The organism is Ochrobactrum sp. MYb379 (genome assembly GCF_037479515.1).
Taxonomy (GTDB): domain Bacteria; phylum Pseudomonadota; class Alphaproteobacteria; order Rhizobiales; family Rhizobiaceae; genus Brucella.
This window is the reverse complement of sequence record NZ_JBBGYW010000002.1, coordinates 582288-604682: the sequence shown is the minus strand read 5'-3', so window position 1 is coordinate 604682 and position 22395 is coordinate 582288. Positions and strand designations below refer to the sequence as shown.

The following is a 22395-nucleotide window of genomic DNA, read 5'->3' as shown; positions in this document are numbered from 1 at the left end:
AGGAAGGTTTGCATATGTCTGAGTTGAGCATTGCGAATGTCAAGAAATCTTATGGGACAGTTGACATCATCCATGGTGTCGATGTCGAGATTAACGATGGCGAGTTTGTCATTCTTGTTGGCCCTTCTGGCTGCGGAAAGTCGACACTGCTGCGCATGATTGCAGGCCTTGAAGACATCACATCAGGAGAGATCAGCATTGGCGGGCGCGTTGTAAATAATCTTCAGCCCAAGGACCGCGACATTGCGATGGTTTTCCAGAACTATGCGCTCTATCCGCAAATGACTGTTGCCCAGAATATGGGCTTCGCGCTGGAGCTTGCAGGCTCCAGCAAGCAAGACATAGCCACGAAGGTCAATGAAGCGGCAGAGATTTTAGGGCTTCAGCCGCTCCTTGATCGAAAGCCTGCACAATTGTCGGGTGGACAGCGTCAGCGTGTTGCAATGGGGCGCGCAATCGTACGCAACCCAAAAGTGTTTTTGTTTGACGAGCCACTGTCTAACCTTGATGCAAAGCTTCGCGTAAAAATGCGTGCCGAAATTAAGGCCCTGCATCAGCGGCTGAAAACGACCATTGTCTATGTCACGCATGATCAGATCGAAGCCATGACAATGGCCGACAAAATCGTGGTGCTGAACGCTGGCAAAGTTGAGCAAATTGGCTCGCCGTTAGAACTATACGACCGCCCGAAGAACGTTTTCGTTGCAGGCTTTCTTGGATCCCCCGCAATGAACTTCTTTAGCGGAACGCTCAAAGATGCAAACCAGCTAAACTTGGAAAGCGGCCTGATTATAAATGTCGCTGGTGCACCGTCTGATGCTGTTGGTAAAAAGGTTGTTTTCGGCATCAGACCTGAAGATATTTCAATTGGCAGTGCTGACGACATTGAAGCAGTTGTGAAGGTTGTGGAACCAACCGGATCTGAAACGCACGTTGTCCTGGATATTCAGGGCCAGGAACTTACCTGGGTCGTGCGGGAGCGCATTGCATTGGAAGTGGGCCAGCCGGTGCATGTTTCATTCTCAACACCGAAATGCCATTTCTTCGACGATGCGTCCAAGCAACGTTTATGAGAAACAATACACAGTAAACACAAAAAAGCCCGGCCAAACCGGGCTTTTTTCTTTGTCGACAGTGCTGGTACATCCGCAGTCACCGCAACAGTTATGTCCTCATAGTGAAAGCGAATGGTTAATAAAACGTTAACCCGCCAGGCTTTCTAGCATCGCAAAGCTTTGGGCCTTGCCACATGCAGCAACTCCGCGCATCCTGCCTGAAAGTGATTGCAAGTTGAGGACCAAATCAGATGGTGCAGCCTACCTATGATCTTGAGTTCGGCGAGATTATTCGCTGGCTCAAAGAGCATGGCCTCATTCTACAATCTGATCTCGAAGGAAACAGCGAACTTTCCACGCGTGCCGAGCGCATGGGTCGTAAACGTCGGCGTGAGGCAGAAAAGCAAAGCAAGCAGTAAGCCACATAGAAGGCCTCAGAAAAACAAGGGAACGGCCTGACAAAAGCAATGGGGGAGCAAAATGCGACACAAGAAGCTGTTCGACTTTGAACGCCATAGTGTGTTTTTCAAACTGTTTTTCATCTGTGCTGCCTGTGCGATTTTAGGCAGTCTCATGGGCCAAAATGATGATTCAGCTTTCTGGCGCTGGCTTCACTATCTCACAAAGCCCACGGCAACATTGCTGCTGCTCTGCGCTATTCTGGCAGCCCCGCGCCTGATCTCCAAAACCTATGGCTTCACGATTGCCTTTGGTCTTTTATTTGCAGCTGCGGGTGACTTATTTCTGATGCTGCCGGGCGATTATTTTCTGGCAGGACTCATCTGTTTTCTGATCACCCATTGCATCTATATCTATGCGCTGTGTCGCAATACGAAATTCGCAGGCAACAAGCTTGTCTTTGTAATATTTACCGTTTTTGCAATTGCGATTATAGCGGGCCTTTGGACCAGCCTGCCCAATGCCATGAAAATTCCGGTTGTTATCTATGCGATTGCGCTTGCAGTTATGGCAGCGCAGGCTTTCAGCCGCGCAATCTCAATGCCGCCCGAAACCACATCGCGTTATAGCGCATGGCTTGCTGCCGCTGGTGGCCTATTTTCCATGGCAAGCGACACGTTGCTGGCCTTCAACCGCTTCCACACGCCAATCCCGTTGGCTGGATTTTGGGTCTTAAGCACGTATTATGCAGCACAATTCCTCTTTGCCCGATCAACCGAGAACTTTGCCTATGAGCGCTGATACTCAGCTTCGCACGACCTTTCAGCGTTTACGGCAAAGCTGGCTCGACGACCGCCCCTCCTATGAGCAGCGTGTCGATGATCTGCGGCGTTTGCGTAAGCTGCTGCATGAGCGCCTTGAGGATATGGCAAAGGCGATCAATGCGGATTTTGGCAATCGCTCGATCCATGAAACACTGCTGGGTGAAGCCAGTGTCGTTTTTGCCGAAATCGACCACACGCTGCATCATCTCAAACGCTGGATGAAGCCGCAGCGCCGCAAGGCTGGCTGGAAGCTTTGGCCTGCGAAGGCCGAAGTGCGTTTTGTGCCGCTTGGTGTTGTCGGCATTATTTCGCCGTGGAATTATCCGGTCAATCTCGCACTTGCTCCACTCGTTGCTGCAATCGCCGCCGGAAACCACGTTTTCTTGAAACCTTCCGAGCATACACCGCATACGTCCGAATTTCTGCGTAAGCTGATTGCCGATGTGTTTCCAGAAGACCGTGCCACGGTTGCGCTGGGTGATGCCGAACTGTCAGCTGAATTTTCCGCCCTGCCCTTTGATCATCTGTTCTTCACAGGATCAACTGCCGTAGGTCGCAAGATCATGAAAGCAGCAGCTGAAAACCTTACGCCCGTCACACTGGAACTTGGTGGAAAGTCACCTGCCATTGTCAGTGAAAGCGCCGACATAAAGCGTGCTGCTGCATCCATTGCGACGGGCAAATATTTCAACTCTGGCCAGACCTGTATTGCGCCAGATTATGTGCTTATCCATCACAGCAAGCGCGATGCATTTGTGGGCTTGTTAAGAGAAGAAACGCAAAAGCGTTATAGCGGCGAGACGGCTCAAGCAGACCGCACGACGATCATCAATGAGATGCAGCATTCACGTCTTGCTGGATTGCTTGATGACGCAAGAAGCAAAAGCGAAGCCGTCATGCCTTTATTGGACGAAGCCGCAACGCCGAGCCATCCACGGCTAATGACACCGACGCTTATTCTTGAACCAACGCCGACCAGCGCAATCATGAATGAGGAGATTTTCGGCCCGCTGCTGCCGGTCATCAGCTATCGGTCGATTGATGAGGCAATTGCCTCTATTCTGAACCATGAGCGGCCCTTGGCGCTTTATTGCTTCAGCGATAATTCGGCAGAAATTGAAACCGTGCTTTCGCAAGTCGTGGCCGGTGGCGTATGCATCAATGATACCCTCTATCATTTTGCCTGCGGTGATCTGCCCTTTGGCGGCGTCGGGCAAAGTGGCATGGGGCATTATCACGGACATGACGGCTTTCTGACATTCTCCAAAGCCATGCCGGTACTGAACAAATATACGCCCGCCTCAACGGATATGATCAAGCCGCCCTATACCGGCCTGACTGATCGGATCATCCGTTTCATCACGAAATAGAATATAAATACTGTTCAAACTGCAAAATGCCCTATTTAAGAGTAACGATACTCTTCGGATCATAATACGAGGCAGCAACGCGTGCAGAAGAAGAAAACACCGGGTCGGATTTCAACAAAGATACTGACTGCAATCCGTAACCGGCCCGGCTTCCGACCACATCATCCCGATACGCCAGAAGGCGATATTACGATTGCGTCGTATAATGTGCATAAATGCATTGGCGTGGATAAAAAATTCGACCCGCAGCGCACCGCCGATGTCATCAGTGAGATCGATGCGGATGTGATCGCGCTACAAGAAGCCGACAAGCGCTTTGGTGAGCGTTCCGGTCTGCTTGATCTCGGTTTGCTGGAAAAGCGCCACGGTCTCGTGCCTGTGCCGATCACTTCAACCATGCCGAAGGGCCATGGCTGGCACGGTAATATATTGCTGTTTCGCGAAGGCGTGGTGCGCAATGTTCGCCAGCTTTCCTTACCCGGCGTTGAGCCTCGCGGCGCGCTTGTGGCAGACCTGCAATTTTCATCTGGCCTTTTGCGAGTGATCGCCGCCCATCTTGGGCTTTTAAAGCGCTCGCGTCAGCAGCAAGCCGAAAGCATCCTTTCAGCCTTGGAAGAAGCCGATACGTTGCCAACCCTCTTGATCGGTGATCTCAACGAATGGCGCATAGGCAAAAACTCGTCGCTGGCTTCGCTGATGCCGACTTTCAACCATGTCGCAACGGCAGTGCCAAGCTTCCCGTCACGCTTTCCGGTCTTCGCGCTTGATCGCGTTCTCGGCACACCACATAATCTGATAACGGCAGTCGAAGTGCATAACACGCCGCTCGCGCGTATGGCGTCGGATCATTTGCCTATCAAAGCGCATCTTGATCTCAGAACTGCTTCGCAGCTTTTGGAAGAGTTCAATCCATCGCTGCTGACCAGCAACTCTACCATTGAGAATTAAAGATAAGGCGATCCGAGCCAGATAATCCGGTCGATAAGCCGCTCATGGAATGGGCGGTTTTTAAGCCGTGTGAGGTTGACTTCACGGCTGGTTTCAATCGCCTTGCCGATGCGTTCTTCCACCTGAAGCGCCACGTCCCGATCCAGAATTTCAAGATCAATCTCAAAGTTCAGTCGAAGCGATCGCGCATCCAGATTGGATGAGCCGACATAGGACCATGCGCCGTCGATAGTCATCAGCTTGGAGTGGTTAAAGGCACCACCGGCCCGCCAGATGCGGCAACCGCCTTTGAGCAACTGATCGAACTGCGCACGCATGGCGCGATCCACCAGCTTGAGATTGTTAACGCCCGGAATAACCACATCGACGGAAACCCCGCGCCGCGCTGCTGTGATCAGCGCACTGATGAACTCACGGTCCGGCAGCAGATAGGGCGACATAATCAGGATATGCTCCTGCGCAATCGAAAACGCGCCCATCATCATGCGGTGGTTGGTTTCGATATTCTTATCCGGCCCAGAACCAACGACACGGATCAGCTTCCCTGTTCCCGGTGGATCGTTTGGTGCAACGATGCTCCACGCATCGCCCGTCAAAAGCTCGCCCGTTGCAAAGCGCCAGTCTTCAGACGCCACATGAAACAGATCCGCAACCGCCGGGCCTTCGATATGAAAATGCGTGTCAAATGCTACCGCATCACCAGCGATTGCTTTCACAAAAGCGCCGCGAATGTTCATGCCCCCGGTAAAAGCGAGCTTGCCATCAACGATCAGAATCTTTCGGTGGGTGCGCAGATTGGCATAGGGCAGACGCAGACCCATGATGATATTACCGTTGAAGACATCAACGATAATGCCTTTTTCCTTCAACAGCCCGACGATGCTCGGAATGGAATAGCGTGCGCCCACGGCATCGACCAGCACGCGCACTTCAACACCGCGCTTAACTGCTGCTTCCAGAGCATCGGCAAATTTCTGACCAATCGCATCACGATCAAAAATATAGGTTTCGAGCATGATGCTGCGTTCAGCCTTAGCAATGGCTTCCAGCATTTGATCATAGGCTTCGTCGCCGGTTTGCAGCATTTGGATATTGTTGCCGCTGGTGAAATCATAAAGGCTGACAGTGTCGCCGAGGATTTTCATCGCGCCAAACTGTCGGCCAAAGGCTGCGCGCACCCGATCATTGGTCGTGTCGAAATGAGACAGATGATAGAGTGCTATATTGCCAAGATTTTCGCGTTGATGACTGAGCGTATTGCGTCTGATCCGGTTAACGCCAGCCAGACCATAAACCACGGCCCCAACGATAGGCGACAGCACGATGACGCCAACCCAGCCAAGTGCGGTGCGGACTTCGTCTTTCGTCATTGTGGCGTGAATTGCAGCTACTGCACCCAGAATGATCGACAGGACTGCGAGGATATGCGGCCAATAATGTGAAAGAATATCAAACATAAACCGACCTTATCCTGAAACGCACTGCAACAGCTTAGAGATATAATGGAAAGCCCCCTACGCCAACACTCATTTACCAAATAAACCAAACTTATAGAGTTCACTGGTCAAATCTGTGATCTACTTTATATTAGCCGCGGGACTTGCAATCAGAGGGACATCTCATGGCAACAACGCAAAGTAATTTTAACCGGTCTAATCTTCCGACAGAAGTCACAACAAAATGGGGCTGGTTTGTCGCTCTTGGCGTGGCGCTACTGATTCTAGGCGGCATTGCGTTCGGTAATCTCGTGCTCGCCACCGTGGTTTCGGTTTACTATGTCGGCATCATGATGCTGGTCGCAGGCATCATCGAAATCATTCATGCATTCGGCGTGAAAACATGGGGCGGTTTCTTCTTCTGGCTGCTCAGCGGCCTTCTCTATTCAGCCGCAGGTATCGTCGCATTCACCAATCCAATTTTGGCCGCTGGCGTTCTGACCTTCCTTCTCGCAGCAGCACTAATTGGTGCGGGCATTTTCCGCGTCTGGCTTGGCTTTCATTCGAAGCCAGCAGCTGGCTGGGGCTGGATTGTTGCAGCAGGTGTTATCACCGCACTCGCGGGCCTCGTCATCGCAATGCAATGGCCAGTCAACAGCCTGTTCATTCTCGGCCTGTTCTTGGCAATCGATCTAATCTTTCAAGGCTGGTCGTTTATTGCATTTGGCCTTGGCATCAAGCGCTAATACAGCTCTTCAGACGACACAAAGCGGCGTTCACACGCCGCTTTTTTCATTTCAACTCGACCTTTTGCCCAATGACTGCTAGATGCAGCGCAACATCTTCGCGGCGCGCGTTTTGCGCAGCCCATCCTTTCGCAATTACGAGTTTCTTTTATGTCCGCTCAAGACCATCCAGTTTCAAAGCGCCGCACCTTCGCGATCATCGCGCACCCGGATGCCGGTAAAACCACACTCACCGAAAAGCTGCTGCTATTCGGCGGCGCTATTCAGCTTGCCGGTGAAGTTAAGGCCAAGAAAGACCGCATCCAGACCCGTTCCGACTGGATGAACATCGAACGCGATCGCGGTATCTCCGTCGTCACTTCCGTGATGACGTTTGAGTATAAGGATTGCATCTTCAACCTACTCGATACACCAGGCCACGAAGACTTTGCGGACGATACTTATCGCACGCTGACCGCTGTGGATTCCGCCGTCATGGTTATCGATGCCGCAAAGGGTATCGAGCCACGGACGCTGAAGCTCTTTGAAGTCTGTCGTATGCGCGATATCCCAATCGTGACCTTCATCAACAAGATGGACCGCGAAGCCCGCGACCCACTCGAAATTCTTGATGAGATCGAAGAAAAGCTGGCGCTAGATACAGCACCCATCACATGGCCAATCGGCTCTGGCAAAAGCTTTGCTGGCACCTACGACCTGCGCAACAATACCGTGCGCCAGAAGGATGCCGAAGAGAAGCCGACCAAGGTCAGCGGACCAGAAGAAGCGGCAAAGCTTCTGCCTGAAAATGAACGCCAGGCTTGGATTGAAAGCCTGGAACTGGCACAGGGCGTTTGCCGCCCGTTCGATCTCGCATCCTTTCAGGAAGGCCATATGACGCCGGTTTATTTCGGCTCGGCACTCAAGAATTACGGCGTGCGCGATCTGATCGAAGCTTTCTGTGATTTTGGCCCAAGCCCACGCGACCAGAAGGCAGATGCCCGTATGGTTGGCGCAACCGAAGCCAAGATGACCGGCTTCGTATTCAAGATTCAGGCCAATATGGACCCGAACCATCGTGACCGTATTGCGTTCCTGCGCGTCTGCTCGGGCACACTTTCGCGCGGCATGAAGGCCAAACTGGTTCGCACCGGCAAGCCAATGAGCTTGTCTGCGCCGCAATTCTTCTTTGCACGCTCCCGCCAGATTGCCGATGAAGCCTTTGCAGGTGACGTGGTCGGAATCCCCAACCACGGCACATTGCGTATCGGTGACACGCTGACCGAGGGTGAAGACATCCTGTTCCGTGGCGTGCCAAACTTCGCACCGGAAATCCTGCGGCGTGTGCGGCTTGATGATGCAATGAAGGCGAAGAAGCTGCGTGAAGCGCTTCAACAGATGGCGGAAGAAGGCGTTGTTCAGCTTTTCGTGCCGGATGATGGTTCTCCGGCGATTGTCGGTGTCGTCGGCGCTCTCCAGATCGACGTTTTGACCGAACGCCTGAAGATCGAATATTCGCTGCCCGTCGGCTTTGAAATGTCGCGCTTCTCTGTTTGTCGTTGGATTACGGCGGATGAACCAGCCGAGCTTGACCGCTTCATCGCTTCGCATCGCGCCGATATTGCGCATGATCTCGACAATGATCCGGTGTTCCTCGCGCAGAATGGCTTCTCGCTCAACTATGAAGCTGAGCGCTGGAAGGCAATCCGCTTCGCCACGATCAAGGATTATCAGGTCCGCGATAAGGCCTGATAAAGCGTATCCCGAAAAGTGGGAACCGGTTTTCGGATAAGATACGCGTTAAAACAGAGATTTAGTGCTGATTAGCCCATCCGCAGATGCGTAAGCTTCTGCGGATTGCGGATGAGATAGACCGCTGCGATAAGTCCATCCTGCACATCCAAGGCCACCACTTGCGGCAGTCCATCTGCCTCTAAGCTCATATGGCCGGGTAGCCCGTCGAACAACGCAAAATGGCGAATGTCCGGCACCAGACCGTCCGTCTTGCGCGCGATACCCTCATAAAAACGCATAATCTTGTCACGCCCGTAAATCGGGTTGAGAGCGGCATTGCGGATACCGCCACCATCAGAATACATCACAACATCTTCCGCGAGCAGCCCTTTCAGCGCCGTCATGTCCCCGCTGCGGGACGCCTGAAAGAAAGCCTCGGCAATTGTTCGTCCACGATCTTCAGGCATGGAAAACCGCATCTTTTCCTGCCGAACATGGCTGCGCGCGCGGCTCGCCAGCTGGCGACAGGCCACAGCATCGCGATCAAGCACGCGCCCAACCTCATCAAAGCCCATATCAAACACGTCATGCAAAAGAAATGCCGCCCGCTCCAGCGGCGACAGACGGTCAAGCGCGAGCATCAGTGTCAGCGTAATGTCGTCACTGCGATCTTCTTCGTCCTCGACAAGTGGTTCAGGCAACCAAGTTCCGGGATAGGTTTCGCGTCTCACGCGCGCTGATTTCAGATGGTCGAGCGCAAGACGGCTAACCACACGGGTGAGCCAGCCCTGCGGCTCACGGATGGTTTCACGATCCACAGCGCTCCAGCGTAGCCATGCATCCTGCACGATGTCTTCGGCTTCGGCATGCGTGCCCACCATGCGATAAGCAATGCGGATGAGCCGAGGCCGCAAGGCCTCGAATACACCCGCTTCATTCATGTTTGGCTCAAGCGGCAGCTGCATCGGCTTTGACCGGATGAACAAGGCGCAGGCCGACAGCAATGCGGTTCCATGCATTGATGGTGGTAATCAGCATGGTCAGATTGACGATCTCTTCGTCTGAGAAATGTGCCTTCAAAGCATCAAAATCCTTATCCGGTGCGCCAGTCTGTGCCAGCAGGGTCAACGCCTCGGTCCAGCCGAGTGCCGCCCGTTCTCGCGCAGTATAAAGCGGTGATTCACGCCATGCAGCAACCAGATAGAGGCGCTCTTCGGTTTCGCCAGCCTTCCGCGCATCAGCCGTATGCATATAGATGCAATAGGCACAGCCATTGATCTGCGAGGCTCGGATTTTCACCAACTCATAAAGGCTATATTCAAGCCCGCAAGCGGCAACACGCTTTTCCAGCTCCACCATTGCCTGCATGATCTGCGGTGCGAACGTATAAGGGGCAAGTCTTAGTTCCATGATCTCTTCTCCTTGATGTTGACCCGTATTGGTCGTTCATCATCAAGACGAGATAGCTTCATCGGAATGTGACATGCCCCGCATAAAAAATCAGCTTTTTATTTCGAGAAGTGCGGCTGCAATTTTTTCTGCAAGCTTTTCAGCAACTTGCTCCTTGCTCATTTCCGGCCATTCTTCGATGCCAGCATGACTTAAAATACGCACGCGATTGCGATCGCCGCCCATCACGTCACCCGACACATCATTGGCAACGATCCAGTCGGCACCCTTTCGCTCAAGCTTGCGTCCAGCATTGGCCAGCACGTCCTGCGTTTCCGCAGCAAAGCCCACCACAAGACCGGGACGCTTCTCACTATGTCCAACACCGGCCAGAATATCAGGGTTTTCGACCATGCTGAGCATCGGCGCGCCCTCGCCCGGCTGTTTCTTGATCTTCTGATCGGCTGAATTGGCGGTTCGCCAATCGGCAACGGCTGCAACCATCACAGCCACATCAGCAGGCAAATGGCTCTCAACGGCTGCCTGCATCTCCCGCGCGGTTTCAACACGGATAACGTTCACACCTTCAGGATCAGGGATCGTGACCGGACCGGACACCAGATGCACCGTTGCACCTAAGCGCGCGAGGGAGGCCGCGATGGCATGGCCCTGCTTGCCCGAGGACCGATTAGCAATATAGCGCACCGGATCAATCGGCTCGTGGGTCGGGCCGGATGTCATGACGATCACTTTGCCTGCAAGCGGTTTTACTTGTGGTGCGAGTAAGCTTTCAATGGCTGCAACAATTGCAAGCGGCTCACTCATGCGACCTGTGCCCGCCTCTCCGCTTTCCGCCATCTCGCCCTTTTCAGGGCCAATGAAATGCACGCCGTCTTTTTCTAGTGTCAGACGATTGCGCTTGGTTGCCGGGTTATCCCACATGGCAGGATTCATTGCGGGAGCCACCAAGACCGGAATCTTGCGCGCAAGAAGAACCGCACTCGCAAGATCATCGGCAATTCCATTGGCCATTTTGGCCATCAGGCCAGCCGTCGCAGGTGCCACAACGATCAGATCGGCATCACGCGCAAGGCGAATGTGGCCGACATCCTGCTCATCTTCGCGCGAGAAAAGGTCGGTAAACACATGATCGGCAGCCACCGCGCCAATGGTCAGCGGTGTCACGAATTGCTGTGCTGCAGCCGTCATCAGCGGACGTACATGCGCACCACGCTCACGCAATCGCCGGATAAGATCAGGTGCTTTATAGGCCGCAATTCCACCACTGATAATGAGAAGAACGCGCTTGCCTTGCAATGAACCTGAAACCGACGGCGAAGCTTTGGCAGTGGACTTTGGCTCTTCAAGACCGCCAAGTAGAAGCCTTGCTTCTTCTTCCATGGAGCGTCCGTTTTGAGCGGCTCTTACGCGAAGCCGTTCTTTTGCAGCGTCATCAAGATTGCGGATGGTAATGCTGGCCATTTGATTGCACCGGATCGTTTCTGATGCAATCAATGAAATCACTCTTTTGTCGAATAATCAACAAACAGATACATTAAAGCTCAATATAGAGCTTAATTGCAATCGCAGCGAGTGAGATTGCAATCACGATCTGCGCAATACGACCCCATCGCGTATGCCGCGCTTCCGCCTTGCCAATGGCCTCCGCTGTCTCTGCATCGAAATGCAAACCCTTGACCGCCATCGCGTCCATCGCAGCCGTAGCGCGATCCATCCGTGCAACCATTTCTGGCGTTTTACGAGCGAAATGCAGCAGCGCATATGCACTGTCTTTTGCATCGAGCAACATGCCCTGCGGTCCAAGATTCTTGCGAATCCATCCGCCGACCACGGGTTCTGCCGCTTTCCACATGTTGAAATGCGGGTCGAGCGTGCGCGAAACGCCTTCAACCACGACCATCGTCTTCTGAAGCATCAGAAGTTCTGGCCGCGTTTCCATGTCGAACAGCTCCGTCACTTCAAACAACAATGTGAGAAGCTTGGCCATCGAAATGGTTTCGGCTGGCTGGCCATGGATCGGCTCGCCAATAGCGCGGATTGCCTGCGCAAAGCTCGCCACATCATGCGTATGCGGCACATAGCCTGCTTCAAAATGCACTTCCGCCACACGCAGATAATCACGCGTAATAAAGCCATATAGAATTTCTGCAAGAAAGCGCCGTTGATCCTTGTTGAGCCGCCCGGTAATACCGAAATCAACGGCAACAATGACACCCTGCGGATCAACGAACAAATTGCCCGGATGCATATCCGCATGGAAAAAACCATCGCGCAGAGTATGGCGCAGGAAAGACTGGATCAGTGTTTCCGAAAGCTTTTTCAGATCAAAGCCTGCCGCTCTCAAGCCATCGATATCCGACATTTTAATGCCGTCAATCCATTCAAGCGTCAGAACATCGCGACCCGTGCGCTCCCAATCCACATTGGGGACGCGAAAGCCCTCATCGTCCTTGATATTCTCGGCAATCTCGGACAGCGCTGCCGCTTCAAGCCGCAGATCCATCTCGATACGCGTGGTCTGATGTAGTGTTTCCACCATCTCGACCGGGCGCAAGCGCCGCGTAAACGGTATATGCCGCTCCTGCATGCGAGCGACCATGAAGAAGCTTTCAAGATCACGCGCGAAACGCTGACGAACACCCGGACGGATGACTTTAACCGCAACCTTATGCGGTGCGCCATCCTTCATCACATAGGCAGGATGCACCTGCGCCATGGATGCGGCTGCAATCGGCGCTTCGAAACTCACATAGAGATCATCAATCTTGCGGCCAAGAGAACTCTCGATAGCCGCAACGGCCTCAGTCTGCGGGAAGAAATCAAGGCGATCCTGCAAAAGCTCGAGATCAGCGGCAACGTCCTTGCCCACAATATCAGGACGGGTTGCAAGAAACTGACCGAGCTTCACATAGGAAGGCCCAAGCTTGTTCATCGCCCTCGAAATACGCTCGGAGCGAGGCGCATCTTTCGCACGCTTACGCGCAAGAAGCTTCGCAGCCTTGTGCCCTAAGGCTGGCAATCCAGCCGCATCATCAACAGGCAGCGAACTCAACACGCCTTCGCGCGCCATAATCCAGCCAGCATGCATCAATCTCAAAGCCGCAGAAATATTGCTCATACTGATCTCAGAGCTTCCAGCCAGAATGAAGGGCTGCGATACCACCTGTGAAATTGCGGTAGCTCACGCGCTCAAAACCCGCCTCGCGGATCATGCGTGCAAAATCTTCCTGCTTAGGGAATTTGCGGATCGATTCCACAAGATAGCTGTAGGATTCAGCATCACCCGTAATCATTTTACCAATCTGCGGAATAGCGTTGAACGACCACTGGTCATAAATCTTATCAAGTAATGGCAGTTCGACTTCGGAGAATTCAAGGCACATAAAACGGCCACCGGGCTTTAACACGCGATAGGCTTCGGACAGCGCCTTGTCGATATGTGGCACATTACGAATGCCAAACGAAATTGTGTAAGCATCAAAGCTCGCATCTTCAAAGGGTAGCTCTTCGGCGCTCGCTTCAACAAATTCGAGATTATCGGCTAAGCCCTTCTTGATCGCACGTTCACGCCCAACACCGAGCATTGAGCCGTTAATATCGAGAATAGTTACATGCGCCTGACGGTTCGAGGCTTCAACAATACGGAAAGCAATATCGCCCGTACCACCAGCCACATCGAGCGATTTGAAGCCCGGACGCTTGGATGGTGCCAGCCAGCCGATCATCGCATCTTTCCAGACACGATGCAGACCACCCGACATGAGATCATTCATCACATCGTAGCGCTTCGCAACCTTATGGAAAACGTCGTTGACCAGCCCCTGCTTTTCGCTTTCATCGACTGCCTTGAAGCCGAATGAATGCTCCATGCCACCTTGTGCGCCCACGCGGTCTGCATTGCCGTTCTGCTGGCTCATAACTATCCTGCCGGTTCATGTGCGAAACGAAGCCGATCTCCGTTTTCCGTTTGCTTGATGCATATAAAGCTTGTACCGGACGATACAAGCACAGACCGCAAGCCGATACCCCTTTTGTGATCTCCACTTGCGCATCTGTGCAAAATGTTCAAAGAAATAGAAAACTGTGCGTGCGCGCCTGCCACGCGTTTTCTCCGGCTTAATTAGCCGTTACAGTCGATAAAGATAACAAGAAAAGTGGAAACAACATGGGCGTTAATGTCGTCAGCCATCCGCTTGTCCAGCACAAGCTCACCATTATGCGCAAGCGCGAAACTTCAACCGCCAGCTTCCGTCGTTTGCTGAAAGAAATTTCGCTGTTGCTTTGCTATGAAGTGACACGCGATCTCGAACTAACCACCATGCATATCGAAACGCCAATGATGCCAATGGAAGCGCCAACGCTTGAAGGCAAGAAGCTGGTTTTCGCTTCGATCCTGCGCGCTGGCAACGGTCTTCTGGAAGGTATGCTGGATCTGGTGCCAGCAGCACGCGTGGCCCATATCGGTCTTTATCGCGATCACGACACGCTTCAGCCAGTCGAATATTACTTCAAAGCACCGGAAGACATCGTCAACCGCCTCATCATCGTGGTCGATCCGATGCTTGCAACCGGCCATTCGGCAATCGCAGCGATCGACAAGCTGAAGGAACGCGGCGCGACCAATATCAAGTTCCTGTGCCTGCTGGCAGCACCGGAAGGCATTGAGCGCTTCACGGCGGCTCATCCAGATGTTGATGTCTTCACCGCCTCCATTGATGATAGCCTTGATGAAAAAGGTTACATCATTCCGGGTCTCGGTGATGCTGGTGACCGCATGTACGGCACGAAGTAAGTTTCAAACCTTACGATAAGCACTATACTAATCCGCGTATTGGCCGCTCGATAATCGATATTGAGCTGCCAGCGCGGATTTTTTATCTCTTCAATATCAACTGGTATGGAACATCGCTCATGTCTACCGAAGCCCGCCTGACAGAACTTGAAATCCGGGTTGCTCAACAGGAACAGACGATTGAAGAGCTTTCTGCCGTCATTGCGGAGCAGTGGAAAACGATAGACCGTCTCGACAAAAAACATTCGGCCCTGACGGATCGCTTTTTGACGCTCGAAGGGCAAACCGCACCCGAAATTCCCATCACAAAGCCACCGCACTGGTAATGCAATGATTGAAATCATCACCCTTGAGCATCGAAAAGATCTCGCAGCAATTTGCGCAAAATGGAACCATGCCGAATGGGGACAGGCAGCGGGCGCAACTGAAGAAGAAGTCGCCTCAGCCTTACAGGATATTATCCATTCAAATGATGGTCAGGCAGCGCGTGCCGCGCTTTGGAATGGCGAACTGGCAGGCTTTGTTCTTCTGATTCATAGTGACCTCGACAGCCACCCTCACCTCAAGCCATGGGTTGCGAGTGTGCTGGTTGCACCGGAGTTTCGCGGGCGTGGTATTGCTAAGGCGCTCATGACAGCGATTGAAACGGCTGCTCATGATCTCGGTTATAGCGAGGCTTATCTCTACACCTATAAGCCTGATCTTTACCGCAAAATGGCATGGGGTGATTTTGAAGAACTGACCGGCGAGAATGAAGGCATGCTGATCTTAAATAAGAAAATCGCGCGGGGCTAACCGCGCGATTTTTTGCTTCTTATGATGCCGCCGGTATTGGGCAGCTCACACCTGTTCCGCGCAAACCGCAATAGCCATTCGGATTCTTGGCCAGATACTGCTGGTGATAATCTTCCGCGTAATAAAACGCCGGAGCATCAGCAATTTCCGTCGTGACCGGACCCAGACCACGCGATGCCAGCGCGGCCTGGTAAGCGTCCCTGCTCTTTTCAACCGCTTCACGATCCAGCTCATCAAAGGTGTAGATCACCGAACGATAAGTCGTGCCGATATCATTGCCCTGTCGCATGCCCTGCGTCGGATCATGCTCTTCCCAGAAGAGCGTCAGCAATTCATCAAGACTAACAACCTTTGGATCATAAACGACCAGCACCACCTCGGCGTGGCCAGTCAGACCCGTGCAGGTTTCCTCATAGGTCGGATTGGGCGTGATGCCGCCAGCATAGCCAACGGCAGTTACATAAACACCCGGCACCTGCCAGAACAGCCGCTCTGCGCCCCAGAAACAACCCATGCCGAACATGACCTGCTTCATGCCTTCCGGCCATGGCCCCTTAAGCGGCTTACCCGATACATAATGCGATGCTGCCGTCGGAAGCGCCGCAGCGCGACCCGGTAAAGCGTCCTGATGTGAAGGCATTTCTACCTTTTTGCGATAGCTGTCTAGGAAACTCATTTAACACCTCCTGAAGAGCTGAGAATATGCACATACTGCGCAACGCTCTTGGACAAACCGATCTTATGTAACTTCCGAAGATAGCGCCCGGAGACCAATGCTAACGCGCGCTAAAATTACCAAAGCGCTTTTCGCGACGATGGCCAGCCAGATAAAACAAGAGTGCGAGTATGCCGAACACCAGCCAGCCCGGCTGCTCCAGCAAAGGAACCAACACCCTGTCCCAAGCCGCTATGCCTATATAGTGCGTCACAAATGCTTCTGCATCCCCCAGCAGTTCTGGTGCACCAACAGCCCACATATCCAGAAATGGCTTCACGACGAATTCTTGCGCTCCGACCGAGCGCGCGCCATCCAAAACTGCAAAAACGACTGCCAGCGCCAGACACACAACCGCAAAACTGCGCAATACAAAACGAAACACGATTCTCTGCCTTCGATTTCACCCATGCAAATCGTGCCAAAATGCACGATCCATGCCATCTAGCCTCTGCCTAACTCATCACTAAATCATACCATAAGGCAGATGCAGCATGCATCATCGAATAAAGCACAAGTTTTTCAATATATTTTCCATTTAAAAAACAATTATTTAGCTCTTAAAAAGCCACAGGGCCGTGACTTGATACAAATTAAATAGAAAACTGACAAATAGCAGTTGAACATATGCGCATTCTGGCTATATTGCGCGCCGCAGCACCTGTTTTGGCAACTAACCAATGCCTGATTTGAAGCGGTGTCGTGTTTGCGAGAGTTCTGACCGCGCTTGCGGATTTCAAGACAGCAAATGAGTGGAGAGGTGGCCGAGTGGTTGAAGGCGCACGCCTGGAAAGTGTGTATACGGGGAACCGTATCGCGGGTTCGAATCCCGCTCTCTCCGCCAGACAATTCAAATAAGCATTTAGTCTGTTGAATTAAGTGGGTTAAAGCCCCAAAATTATATGACGACCTTTAGAAAATCAGCAGCAAACAGCCTGCCAAGTTTACCGCGCAACGCTATCACTCTCGAGGCCGCTATTTGAATAGAACGCGCAGCATCGCTTCCAATGTTGAATGACGATAGCGAATATAGATGCGCGGAATGCCAAACGCATCGTCGGTCGATTTGGCACGTTTACTCACTGTCGTTGTAGCGTTGAGATATCCAGCTTCCTTAACAATCTGCCTGTGGACCGGATCATTTCCACCGTAAGGATAGCAGAAGCTGGTGACTTCCGATCCGAGCACGTCTTCTATTTTTCTTTTGCAATCAGCAATTTGACGCTGCGCCTCCTGGTGGGAAACTTGAGGGAGAAGGCAATGATCCAATGTGTGGGCACCGACCTCATGCCCTAATCTAGCCCATTCACGTAATTCACTGGCATTCATACACGGCGACTGCGGTATGCCTTCTTTTGCATCCCAGACATTACTGCCACCAATTTGATTAGCGACAAAATAATTGGTCGCAGTGAAGCCAACTTCCGCCAGCGCAGGAGCTGCATGTTCAAGTGTATTCAAAAATCCATCATCAAAAGTAATGACGACGACTTTACCCTTCTTGTCACCTCGCAAATAAGGCCAAGCATCACGAACTGAGAGTCCTTTATAACCCAATGACTTCAGCCATTTCATCTGAGAACGGAAACTCTCAGGCCGAACGAAAAGTCCTTTGTATGGAACTTTAGGATCAGGCAGCCGTGCTATCTGGTGATAAAGAAGAACAGGTACTGACATTATTAATTAGCCTCAGATAAAACACTAACAATTAGGGGGCAATCAATATGCAGTGCTATATTATTAATCTTGACCGCGCACCAGAACGAATGCATCGCATATCTGAGTTGTTACAATCTTATTCGGCAAACTTCATTCGTCACCCTGCTACTGATGGCGCGCATTTTACAAAAGATGAAATCGCCCTTTACAGAAGCAAACGCACTCAAGGCAAGCCACTCACTACTGGTGAGATCGCTTGCTCTGAATCGCATCTAGCTATTTACCGGCAGATAATAGCATCCGCCGATGACTACGCTATTGTTATGGAAGACGACTTGCACCTATCCAATGATGCGGGTGATTTCATCAACTCTACAGACTGGATCCCCAGAGGGGCCGAAATTATTAAGCTAGAGACCGTTGATGAACCTACACTCATATCGACGCGAACAATAACAACCAAAAACAATCGTGAATTGGGCCAGCTATATTACAAGCATTGGGGGTCTGGAGCTTATGTAATAAGCAAATCAGCCGCTCGAAAAATGCTGGATCAATATATACCGGGTTCGACACCAATCGACGATTATCTTTTTGATCCCAGCGTGGCTCAATTCTCGCTATGGCAACTTCAACCCGCAATCGCTATTCAAGACGTCATTCTTACACGATTCAGCACGGCGAATGCCCCCTATTTAACCAGTGAAATTGAGATCGAGCGCCAAAAAGAACCGCGGTCCAAGCGCCGAAAAATTGGTTTACGCGCACTTGCTAAAAGAGAAACCATTCGCCTCGTACGCAAGAGCAGCAATCGTCTAAAATTCTTCTGGGGTATTTATATTTCCAATAAAATTATCAAGAAAAAAATATCCTTCCGATTGTAAAAATAACCCACAATAAATTGGATACTGGACTAAATAACATTTTATAGTTTACATTTGTTTGTTTACCAATACACATCAAACATGATTTAATATTTCAAAATATATTTTTGTTAAGTTTTAATAAATAGCGAATTTTAATAACGAAAATAACGATACTTAAGAAAATATTATTAAGGAAATTTTATGGCTCTTAATGACGAGACGACATGCAAAACCAATGAAACTAGCTGGCGTAAAGCCTTCTTGTCAGTGCAGAGCATGCGTATAGGCGTCGTGCCGCTTCCAATATATTTACTCATAACGCTGCTGATCGTTGGCTTCGTATTGATTGGCAAGGTGCCCTCAGATTTGACGATGTCTATCGGCATTCTGTCTGTGGGTGGCTTTCTTTTTATGGAGCTCGGTAAGCGCTTTCGAATACTGGGGCTGATGGGTGGAGCTGCAATTATGGCATTCGTAGTGCCGTCGGCTGCCGTCTTCTATGGCATTATTCCAGCATCGGTTGCGACATCCGTGACAACCTTCAGCAAACAATCCAACTTTCTCTATCTCTACATTGCAGCCATCATCGTCGGCAGCATAGTGAGTATGGACCGCCGCGTTCTGATAAACGGCTTTTTCCGAATTTTTGTGCCTCTTGCCGCAGGATCAATTGTTGCGTTGATCACGGGAACTCTTGTGGGCGTAGCAATGGGACTAACGGCCATCCATAGTCTCTTCTTCATCGTGGTGCCCATTATGGCTGGAGGATTAGGAGAAGGCGCAATTCCACTCTCTATGGGATATTCGCTCATTCTTCATCAGCCGCAAGATGTTCTGTTCGCTCAGATTATACCGGTTGTTATGCTCGGCAGTTTTACAGCCGTTTTCCTATGTGGACTGCTCAATTTGCTGGGAAAGCACTATCCGCATCTCACCGGCGAAGGGCGACTACAGCCAGACGACGAAAACACAGCATCCTCAACTGACAAAGCCTTCGAAGCTATCGCAATCACAGATATTGCAGCAGCAGGCGTTACGATTGTCAGCCTATATTTGCTAGGCGTCTATGTTCAGGACTTAACAGACTTTCCGGCGCCGATATGCATGCTATTCTTGGCTGTTGCAGCCAAAGTTGGCAAACTATTCGAGCCGCGTATCGAAAGCGGATGTCATCATGTCTACAAGTTTTTCTCAACTATTGTGACATGGCCGCTACTGTTTGCAATGGGAGTGGCTTATACGCCTTGGGCGAAATTTATTGCGGTATTTAACTTACCCACTGTCGTGACAGTCTTCGCAACGGTTTTCTCTCTGATCACGACAGGTTTCTTCGTTGCCCGGTTTGTTAAACTTTACCCAATCGACACCGCGATTGTGACCGGGTGCCACAGTGGACAAGGTGGGACTGGTGACATTGCAATTTTGACCGCTGCCAACCGTGTGGCTTTGATGCCTTTCGCACAAATAACAACGCGCATTGGCGGAGCAATTACAGTTTCAATCGCGATTATAACATTAAGATATATTGTCTAAATTCCAGACCAGTAGCGTCCCGCATTATAGCGAGAACAATGCAGATCAACGCACCACTCCATATCTATGGAGGAGGCTACATTACGACTGATATTTTATGAGAGTTAGAGCAATTCATTGAAGGACTGGTGCTGCGAGAGAGGATTGAACTCTCGACCTCTCCATTACCAATGGAGTGCTCTACCACTGAGCTACCGCAGCATTCTCTTGAACGCGGCGGACTTCTGACACATCATTACGCAAATCGCAAGCAACCAAATGCAATTATTTTGACATAATGTGGAAATCACCCTCACGTCGCTATAAAACCCACTTTCCGCAGGCGATACACCATAGTACACAGATCTGATGAGCGAAAAAGACATCGAAAACAACAAACAGAACCAGCCTGACCCGCGTGAAAAACGGCGTGCAGAGCAGCTACGGGCGAATCTGATGCGCCGCAAAGTGCAATCACGTTCACGACGTGCGGGCGATGCAGACGAACGCAACGACGGCATTACAGCCGGCAAACAGGATCAGGATTGAAATCCGTTGCCTTTGATCAGCTGCTACGATTTTAAAAACTGCCTTTTTAGCGAATAAGTATGTTGTGAAGCCTTCCTTGAAGATAGGGAAGAGCTGTTATAAAAGCGCAATTAATCTCTTGCTGGCGTCACCGCACGACTATGATTCGTGATCGACGTAATTTCGCCGCAGGATCAGTCAATTTCATATTGCAATACTGCGAGTCCCAAGACCGCAGAATTTGCAAATATCGATTACCGGGCAACGGCTTCGGCCCAGAAGGTGAAACAGCATGGATCGCATCAAAATCGTCGGCGGCAATAAGCTTAATGGCGTCATTCCTATTTCTGGCGCAAAAAATGCCGCTCTGCCGCTGATGATTGCTTCGCTTCTCACCGACGATACGCTGACGCTTGAGAACGTACCGCATCTCGCCGATGTCGAGCAATTGATCCGCATTTTGGGCAATCACGGCGTTGATTATTCAGTTAATGGCCGCCGTGAACATCAGGACGGTTCTTATTCGCGCACCATCCATTTTACGGCCCGCACGATTGTAGATACCGTTGCTCCTTATGAACTGGTTTCCAAGATGCGTGCGAGCTTCTGGGTTATCGGACCACTTCTGGCGCGTATGGGCGAAGCAACTGTATCGCTGCCAGGTGGTTGCGCGATTGGTACGCGCCCGGTTGATTTGCTGCTTGAGTGCCTTCAGGCGCTGGGTGCACAGATCGACATTGAAAACGGCTATGCCAAAGCACGCGCACCAAAAGGCGGTCTTGTTGGCGCACGTTATCGCTTCCCGAAGGTTTCGGTTGGCGCAACCCATGTCATGCTGATGGCAGCGGTGCTTGCCAAGGGCGAAACCATTATCGAAAACCCTGCACGCGAACCAGAAGTCGTCAATCTTGCCGACTGCCTGAACGCAATGGGTGCAAAAATCACAGGTGCTGGCACCGAGACAATCCACATTCAAGGCGTAACCAGCCTGTCAGGCGCACGCGTTCGCGTCATTCCTGACCGCATCGAAACCGGCACCTATGCCATGGTTGTCGCGATGACCGGCGGTGATGTTGTGCTCGAAGGTGCTGAAGCAAGCCAATTGACTGCCGCGCTTGATGTCCTTCGCAAGGCCGGTGCGGAAATCACCGAAACCAATAGCGGTCTTCGCGTTGTGCGCAACGGCCATGGTATTCATCCAGTTGATGTGACGACTGATCCATTCCCCGGCTTCCCAACCGATCTTCAGGCACAGTTTATGGGCCTGATGACGATGGCCAAGGGTACATCGCATATTACTGAAACGATTTTCGAAAACCGCTTCATGCATGTGCAGGAACTGGCACGTCTTGGCGCCAAGATTTCGCTGTCGGGCCAGACTGCTACCGTTGAAGGCGTCGAGCGCCTCAAGGGTGCACAGGTTATGGCAACAGATCTGCGCGCTTCGGTTTCGCTGGTTATCGCTGGCCTTGCAGCCGAAGGCGAAACCATTGTCAACCGCGTTTATCATCTTGATCGCGGCTTTGAACGTCTGGAAGAAAAGCTTTCGCGTTGCGGTGCCAACGTCGAACGTATCAGCGGATAAAAATTCAAAAGCCGGATTTGCTAACAGCATTCCGGCTTTTCT

At 51.5% G+C, this 22395-nt stretch carries 23 protein-coding genes and 2 tRNA genes; 15 read left to right on the top strand and 10 right to left on the bottom strand.

Annotated features, from left to right (window positions below; translation table 11 throughout):
- Positions 1-14 precede the first annotated feature (14 nt).
- The 5 genes from WH356_RS06970 to WH356_RS06950 all read left to right on the top strand — a co-directional run bounded on the left by WH356_RS06970 (position 15) and on the right by WH356_RS06950 (position 4596).
- Positions 15-1073: an ABC transporter ATP-binding protein gene (locus WH356_RS06970; RefSeq protein ID WP_339509448.1), complete on the top strand. Its 1059-nt coding sequence runs from the start codon at positions 15-17 to the stop codon at positions 1071-1073.
- A 233-nt stretch (positions 1074-1306) separates the two neighbouring features.
- A complete protein-coding gene (locus WH356_RS06965) occupies positions 1307-1474 on the top strand; it encodes a hypothetical protein (protein WP_339509447.1) in 168 nt (55 codons plus the stop codon).
- A gap of 61 nt (positions 1475-1535) precedes the next feature.
- Complete coding sequence (locus WH356_RS06960) at positions 1536-2255, top strand: lysoplasmalogenase (RefSeq protein WP_339509446.1); 720 nt, start codon at positions 1536-1538, stop codon at positions 2253-2255.
- Positions 2245-3648: a coniferyl aldehyde dehydrogenase gene (locus WH356_RS06955; protein ID WP_339509445.1), complete on the top strand. Its 1404-nt coding sequence runs from the start codon at positions 2245-2247 to the stop codon at positions 3646-3648. The genes WH356_RS06960 and WH356_RS06955 overlap by 11 nt, the downstream gene beginning before the upstream one ends.
- An 81-nt stretch (positions 3649-3729) precedes the next feature.
- A complete protein-coding gene (locus WH356_RS06950; RefSeq protein ID WP_339509444.1) occupies positions 3730-4596 on the top strand; it encodes an endonuclease/exonuclease/phosphatase family protein in 867 nt (288 codons plus the stop codon).
- Here the strand turns inward: WH356_RS06950 and cls are convergent.
- The gene (gene cls, locus WH356_RS06945; protein WP_339509443.1) at positions 4593-6053 is read right to left on the bottom strand and encodes a cardiolipin synthase; all 1461 of its coding nucleotides are present in this window, start codon (positions 6051-6053) and stop codon (positions 4593-4595) included. The genes WH356_RS06950 and cls overlap by 4 nt on opposite strands.
- 164 nt (positions 6054-6217) lie before the next feature.
- Here cls and WH356_RS06940 point away from each other — a divergent pair, with 164 nt between their 5' ends.
- Positions 6218-6778: an HdeD family acid-resistance protein gene (locus tag WH356_RS06940; protein WP_339509442.1), complete on the top strand. Its 561-nt coding sequence runs from the start codon at positions 6218-6220 to the stop codon at positions 6776-6778.
- Between the two features lie 150 nt (positions 6779-6928).
- Positions 6929-8509 (top strand): peptide chain release factor 3, encoded by a 1581-nt coding sequence (locus tag WH356_RS06935; RefSeq protein ID WP_339509441.1) that lies wholly within the window; start codon positions 6929-6931, stop codon positions 8507-8509.
- A gap of 71 nt (positions 8510-8580) precedes the next feature.
- Here the strand turns inward: WH356_RS06935 and WH356_RS06930 are convergent, their stop codons facing one another.
- The 5 genes from WH356_RS06930 to ubiE all read right to left on the bottom strand — a co-directional run bounded on the left by WH356_RS06930 (position 8581) and on the right by ubiE (position 13818).
- Complete coding sequence (locus WH356_RS06930) at positions 8581-9456, bottom strand: sigma-70 family RNA polymerase sigma factor (protein WP_339509440.1); 876 nt, start codon at positions 9454-9456, stop codon at positions 8581-8583.
- Positions 9440-9901 carry a carboxymuconolactone decarboxylase family protein gene (locus WH356_RS06925; protein ID WP_339509439.1) on the bottom strand — a complete coding sequence of 154 codons (462 nt, stop codon included), beginning with the start codon at positions 9899-9901 and terminating at the stop codon, positions 9440-9442. The genes WH356_RS06930 and WH356_RS06925 overlap by 17 nt, the downstream gene beginning before the upstream one ends.
- Before the next feature lie 90 nt (positions 9902-9991).
- The gene (gene coaBC / locus WH356_RS06920) at positions 9992-11362 is read right to left on the bottom strand and encodes a bifunctional phosphopantothenoylcysteine decarboxylase/phosphopantothenate--cysteine ligase CoaBC (RefSeq protein ID WP_339509438.1); all 1371 of its coding nucleotides are present in this window, start codon (positions 11360-11362) and stop codon (positions 9992-9994) included.
- 73 nt (positions 11363-11435) lie between these two features.
- On the bottom strand, positions 11436-13019 hold the full coding sequence (gene ubiB, locus WH356_RS06915; protein WP_339509437.1) for a 2-polyprenylphenol 6-hydroxylase: 1584 nt from the start codon (positions 13017-13019) through the stop codon (positions 11436-11438).
- A 7-nt stretch (positions 13020-13026) separates the two neighbouring features.
- Entirely contained in the window at positions 13027-13818 is a 792-nt protein-coding gene (ubiE, locus tag WH356_RS06910) for a bifunctional demethylmenaquinone methyltransferase/2-methoxy-6-polyprenyl-1,4-benzoquinol methylase UbiE (protein WP_339509436.1), read from the bottom strand.
- Positions 13819-14066: 248 nt separating this feature from the next.
- Between ubiE and upp the strand changes: the two genes are divergently transcribed.
- From upp to WH356_RS06895, 3 genes are all read left to right on the top strand, one after another.
- Positions 14067-14693, top strand: a complete 627-nt coding sequence (upp, locus tag WH356_RS06905) for a uracil phosphoribosyltransferase (protein ID WP_339509435.1) — start codon at positions 14067-14069, stop codon at positions 14691-14693.
- 119 nt (positions 14694-14812) lie between these two features.
- Positions 14813-15019, top strand: a complete 207-nt coding sequence (locus WH356_RS06900) for a SlyX family protein (RefSeq protein ID WP_094506284.1) — start codon at positions 14813-14815, stop codon at positions 15017-15019.
- 4 nt (positions 15020-15023) lie between these two features.
- Positions 15024-15488, top strand: coding sequence for a GNAT family N-acetyltransferase (locus WH356_RS06895; RefSeq protein WP_339509434.1), 465 nt, complete (start codon positions 15024-15026; stop codon positions 15486-15488).
- Positions 15489-15507: 19 nt separating this feature from the next.
- On the opposite strand, the gene msrA is transcribed toward WH356_RS06895, so the two are convergent.
- Together msrA and WH356_RS06885 are read right to left on the bottom strand one after the other, a co-directional pair.
- Positions 15508-16164, bottom strand: a complete 657-nt coding sequence (gene msrA, locus WH356_RS06890; protein WP_339509433.1) for a peptide-methionine (S)-S-oxide reductase MsrA — start codon at positions 16162-16164, stop codon at positions 15508-15510.
- Between the two features lie 100 nt (positions 16165-16264).
- Positions 16265-16588, bottom strand: a complete 324-nt coding sequence (locus WH356_RS06885; RefSeq protein WP_339509432.1) for a hypothetical protein — start codon at positions 16586-16588, stop codon at positions 16265-16267.
- A gap of 369 nt (positions 16589-16957) precedes the next feature.
- Between WH356_RS06885 and WH356_RS06880 the strand changes: the two genes are divergently transcribed.
- Positions 16958-17047, top strand: a tRNA-Ser gene (locus WH356_RS06880).
- 131 nt (positions 17048-17178) lie between these two features.
- Here WH356_RS06880 and WH356_RS06875 read toward each other — a convergent pair.
- Positions 17179-17880, bottom strand: coding sequence for a polysaccharide deacetylase family protein (locus tag WH356_RS06875; protein ID WP_339509431.1), 702 nt, complete (start codon positions 17878-17880; stop codon positions 17179-17181).
- Between the two features lie 47 nt (positions 17881-17927).
- Here WH356_RS06875 and WH356_RS06870 point away from each other — a divergent pair, with 47 nt between their 5' ends.
- Positions 17928-18746, top strand: coding sequence for a glycosyltransferase family 25 protein (locus tag WH356_RS06870; protein WP_339509430.1), 819 nt, complete (start codon positions 17928-17930; stop codon positions 18744-18746).
- 183 nt (positions 18747-18929) lie between these two features.
- Entirely contained in the window at positions 18930-20261 is a 1332-nt protein-coding gene (locus WH356_RS06865; RefSeq protein ID WP_339509429.1) for a 2-hydroxycarboxylate transporter family protein, read from the top strand.
- A gap of 126 nt (positions 20262-20387) precedes the next feature.
- On the opposite strand, the gene WH356_RS06860 is transcribed toward WH356_RS06865, so the two are convergent.
- A tRNA-Thr gene (locus WH356_RS06860) sits at positions 20388-20462 on the bottom strand.
- 147 nt (positions 20463-20609) lie between these two features.
- Here WH356_RS06860 and WH356_RS06855 point away from each other — a divergent pair.
- Together WH356_RS06855 and murA are read left to right on the top strand one after the other, a co-directional pair.
- A complete protein-coding gene (locus tag WH356_RS06855; RefSeq protein ID WP_339509428.1) occupies positions 20610-20789 on the top strand; it encodes a hypothetical protein in 180 nt (59 codons plus the stop codon).
- Positions 20790-21060: 271 nt separating this feature from the next.
- Positions 21061-22353, top strand: coding sequence for a UDP-N-acetylglucosamine 1-carboxyvinyltransferase (murA, locus tag WH356_RS06850; RefSeq protein ID WP_250039032.1), 1293 nt, complete (start codon positions 21061-21063; stop codon positions 22351-22353).
- Positions 22354-22395: the final 42 nt, after the last annotated feature.

Coding starts and splice junctions, on each gene's coding strand:
- WH356_RS06970 (WP_339509448.1), top strand. CDS start 15: ATGTCTGAGTTGAGCATTGCGAATGTCAAGAAATCTTATGGGACAGTT.
- WH356_RS06965 (WP_339509447.1), top strand. CDS start 1,307: ATGGTGCAGCCTACCTATGATCTTGAGTTCGGCGAGATTATTCGCTGG.
- WH356_RS06960 (WP_339509446.1), top strand. CDS start 1,536: ATGCGACACAAGAAGCTGTTCGACTTTGAACGCCATAGTGTGTTTTTC.
- WH356_RS06955 (WP_339509445.1), top strand. CDS start 2,245: ATGAGCGCTGATACTCAGCTTCGCACGACCTTTCAGCGTTTACGGCAA.
- cls (WP_339509443.1), bottom strand. CDS start 6,053: ATGTTTGATATTCTTTCACATTATTGGCCGCATATCCTCGCAGTCCTG.
- WH356_RS06940 (WP_339509442.1), top strand. CDS start 6,218: ATGGCAACAACGCAAAGTAATTTTAACCGGTCTAATCTTCCGACAGAA.
- WH356_RS06935 (WP_339509441.1), top strand. CDS start 6,929: ATGTCCGCTCAAGACCATCCAGTTTCAAAGCGCCGCACCTTCGCGATC.
- WH356_RS06930 (WP_339509440.1), bottom strand. CDS start 9,456: ATGCAGCTGCCGCTTGAGCCAAACATGAATGAAGCGGGTGTATTCGAG.
- WH356_RS06925 (WP_339509439.1), bottom strand. CDS start 9,901: ATGGAACTAAGACTTGCCCCTTATACGTTCGCACCGCAGATCATGCAG.
- coaBC (WP_339509438.1), bottom strand. CDS start 11,362: ATGGCCAGCATTACCATCCGCAATCTTGATGACGCTGCAAAAGAACGG.
- ubiB (WP_339509437.1), bottom strand. CDS start 13,019: ATGAGCAATATTTCTGCGGCTTTGAGATTGATGCATGCTGGCTGGATT.
- ubiE (WP_339509436.1), bottom strand. CDS start 13,818: ATGAGCCAGCAGAACGGCAATGCAGACCGCGTGGGCGCACAAGGTGGC.
- upp (WP_339509435.1), top strand. CDS start 14,067: ATGGGCGTTAATGTCGTCAGCCATCCGCTTGTCCAGCACAAGCTCACC.
- WH356_RS06900 (WP_094506284.1), top strand. CDS start 14,813: ATGTCTACCGAAGCCCGCCTGACAGAACTTGAAATCCGGGTTGCTCAA.
- WH356_RS06895 (WP_339509434.1), top strand. CDS start 15,024: ATGATTGAAATCATCACCCTTGAGCATCGAAAAGATCTCGCAGCAATT.
- msrA (WP_339509433.1), bottom strand. CDS start 16,164: ATGAGTTTCCTAGACAGCTATCGCAAAAAGGTAGAAATGCCTTCACAT.
- WH356_RS06875 (WP_339509431.1), bottom strand. CDS start 17,880: ATGTCAGTACCTGTTCTTCTTTATCACCAGATAGCACGGCTGCCTGAT.
- WH356_RS06870 (WP_339509430.1), top strand. CDS start 17,928: ATGCAGTGCTATATTATTAATCTTGACCGCGCACCAGAACGAATGCAT.
- WH356_RS06865 (WP_339509429.1), top strand. CDS start 18,930: ATGGCTCTTAATGACGAGACGACATGCAAAACCAATGAAACTAGCTGG.
- WH356_RS06855 (WP_339509428.1), top strand. CDS start 20,610: ATGAGCGAAAAAGACATCGAAAACAACAAACAGAACCAGCCTGACCCG.
- murA (WP_250039032.1), top strand. CDS start 21,061: ATGGATCGCATCAAAATCGTCGGCGGCAATAAGCTTAATGGCGTCATT.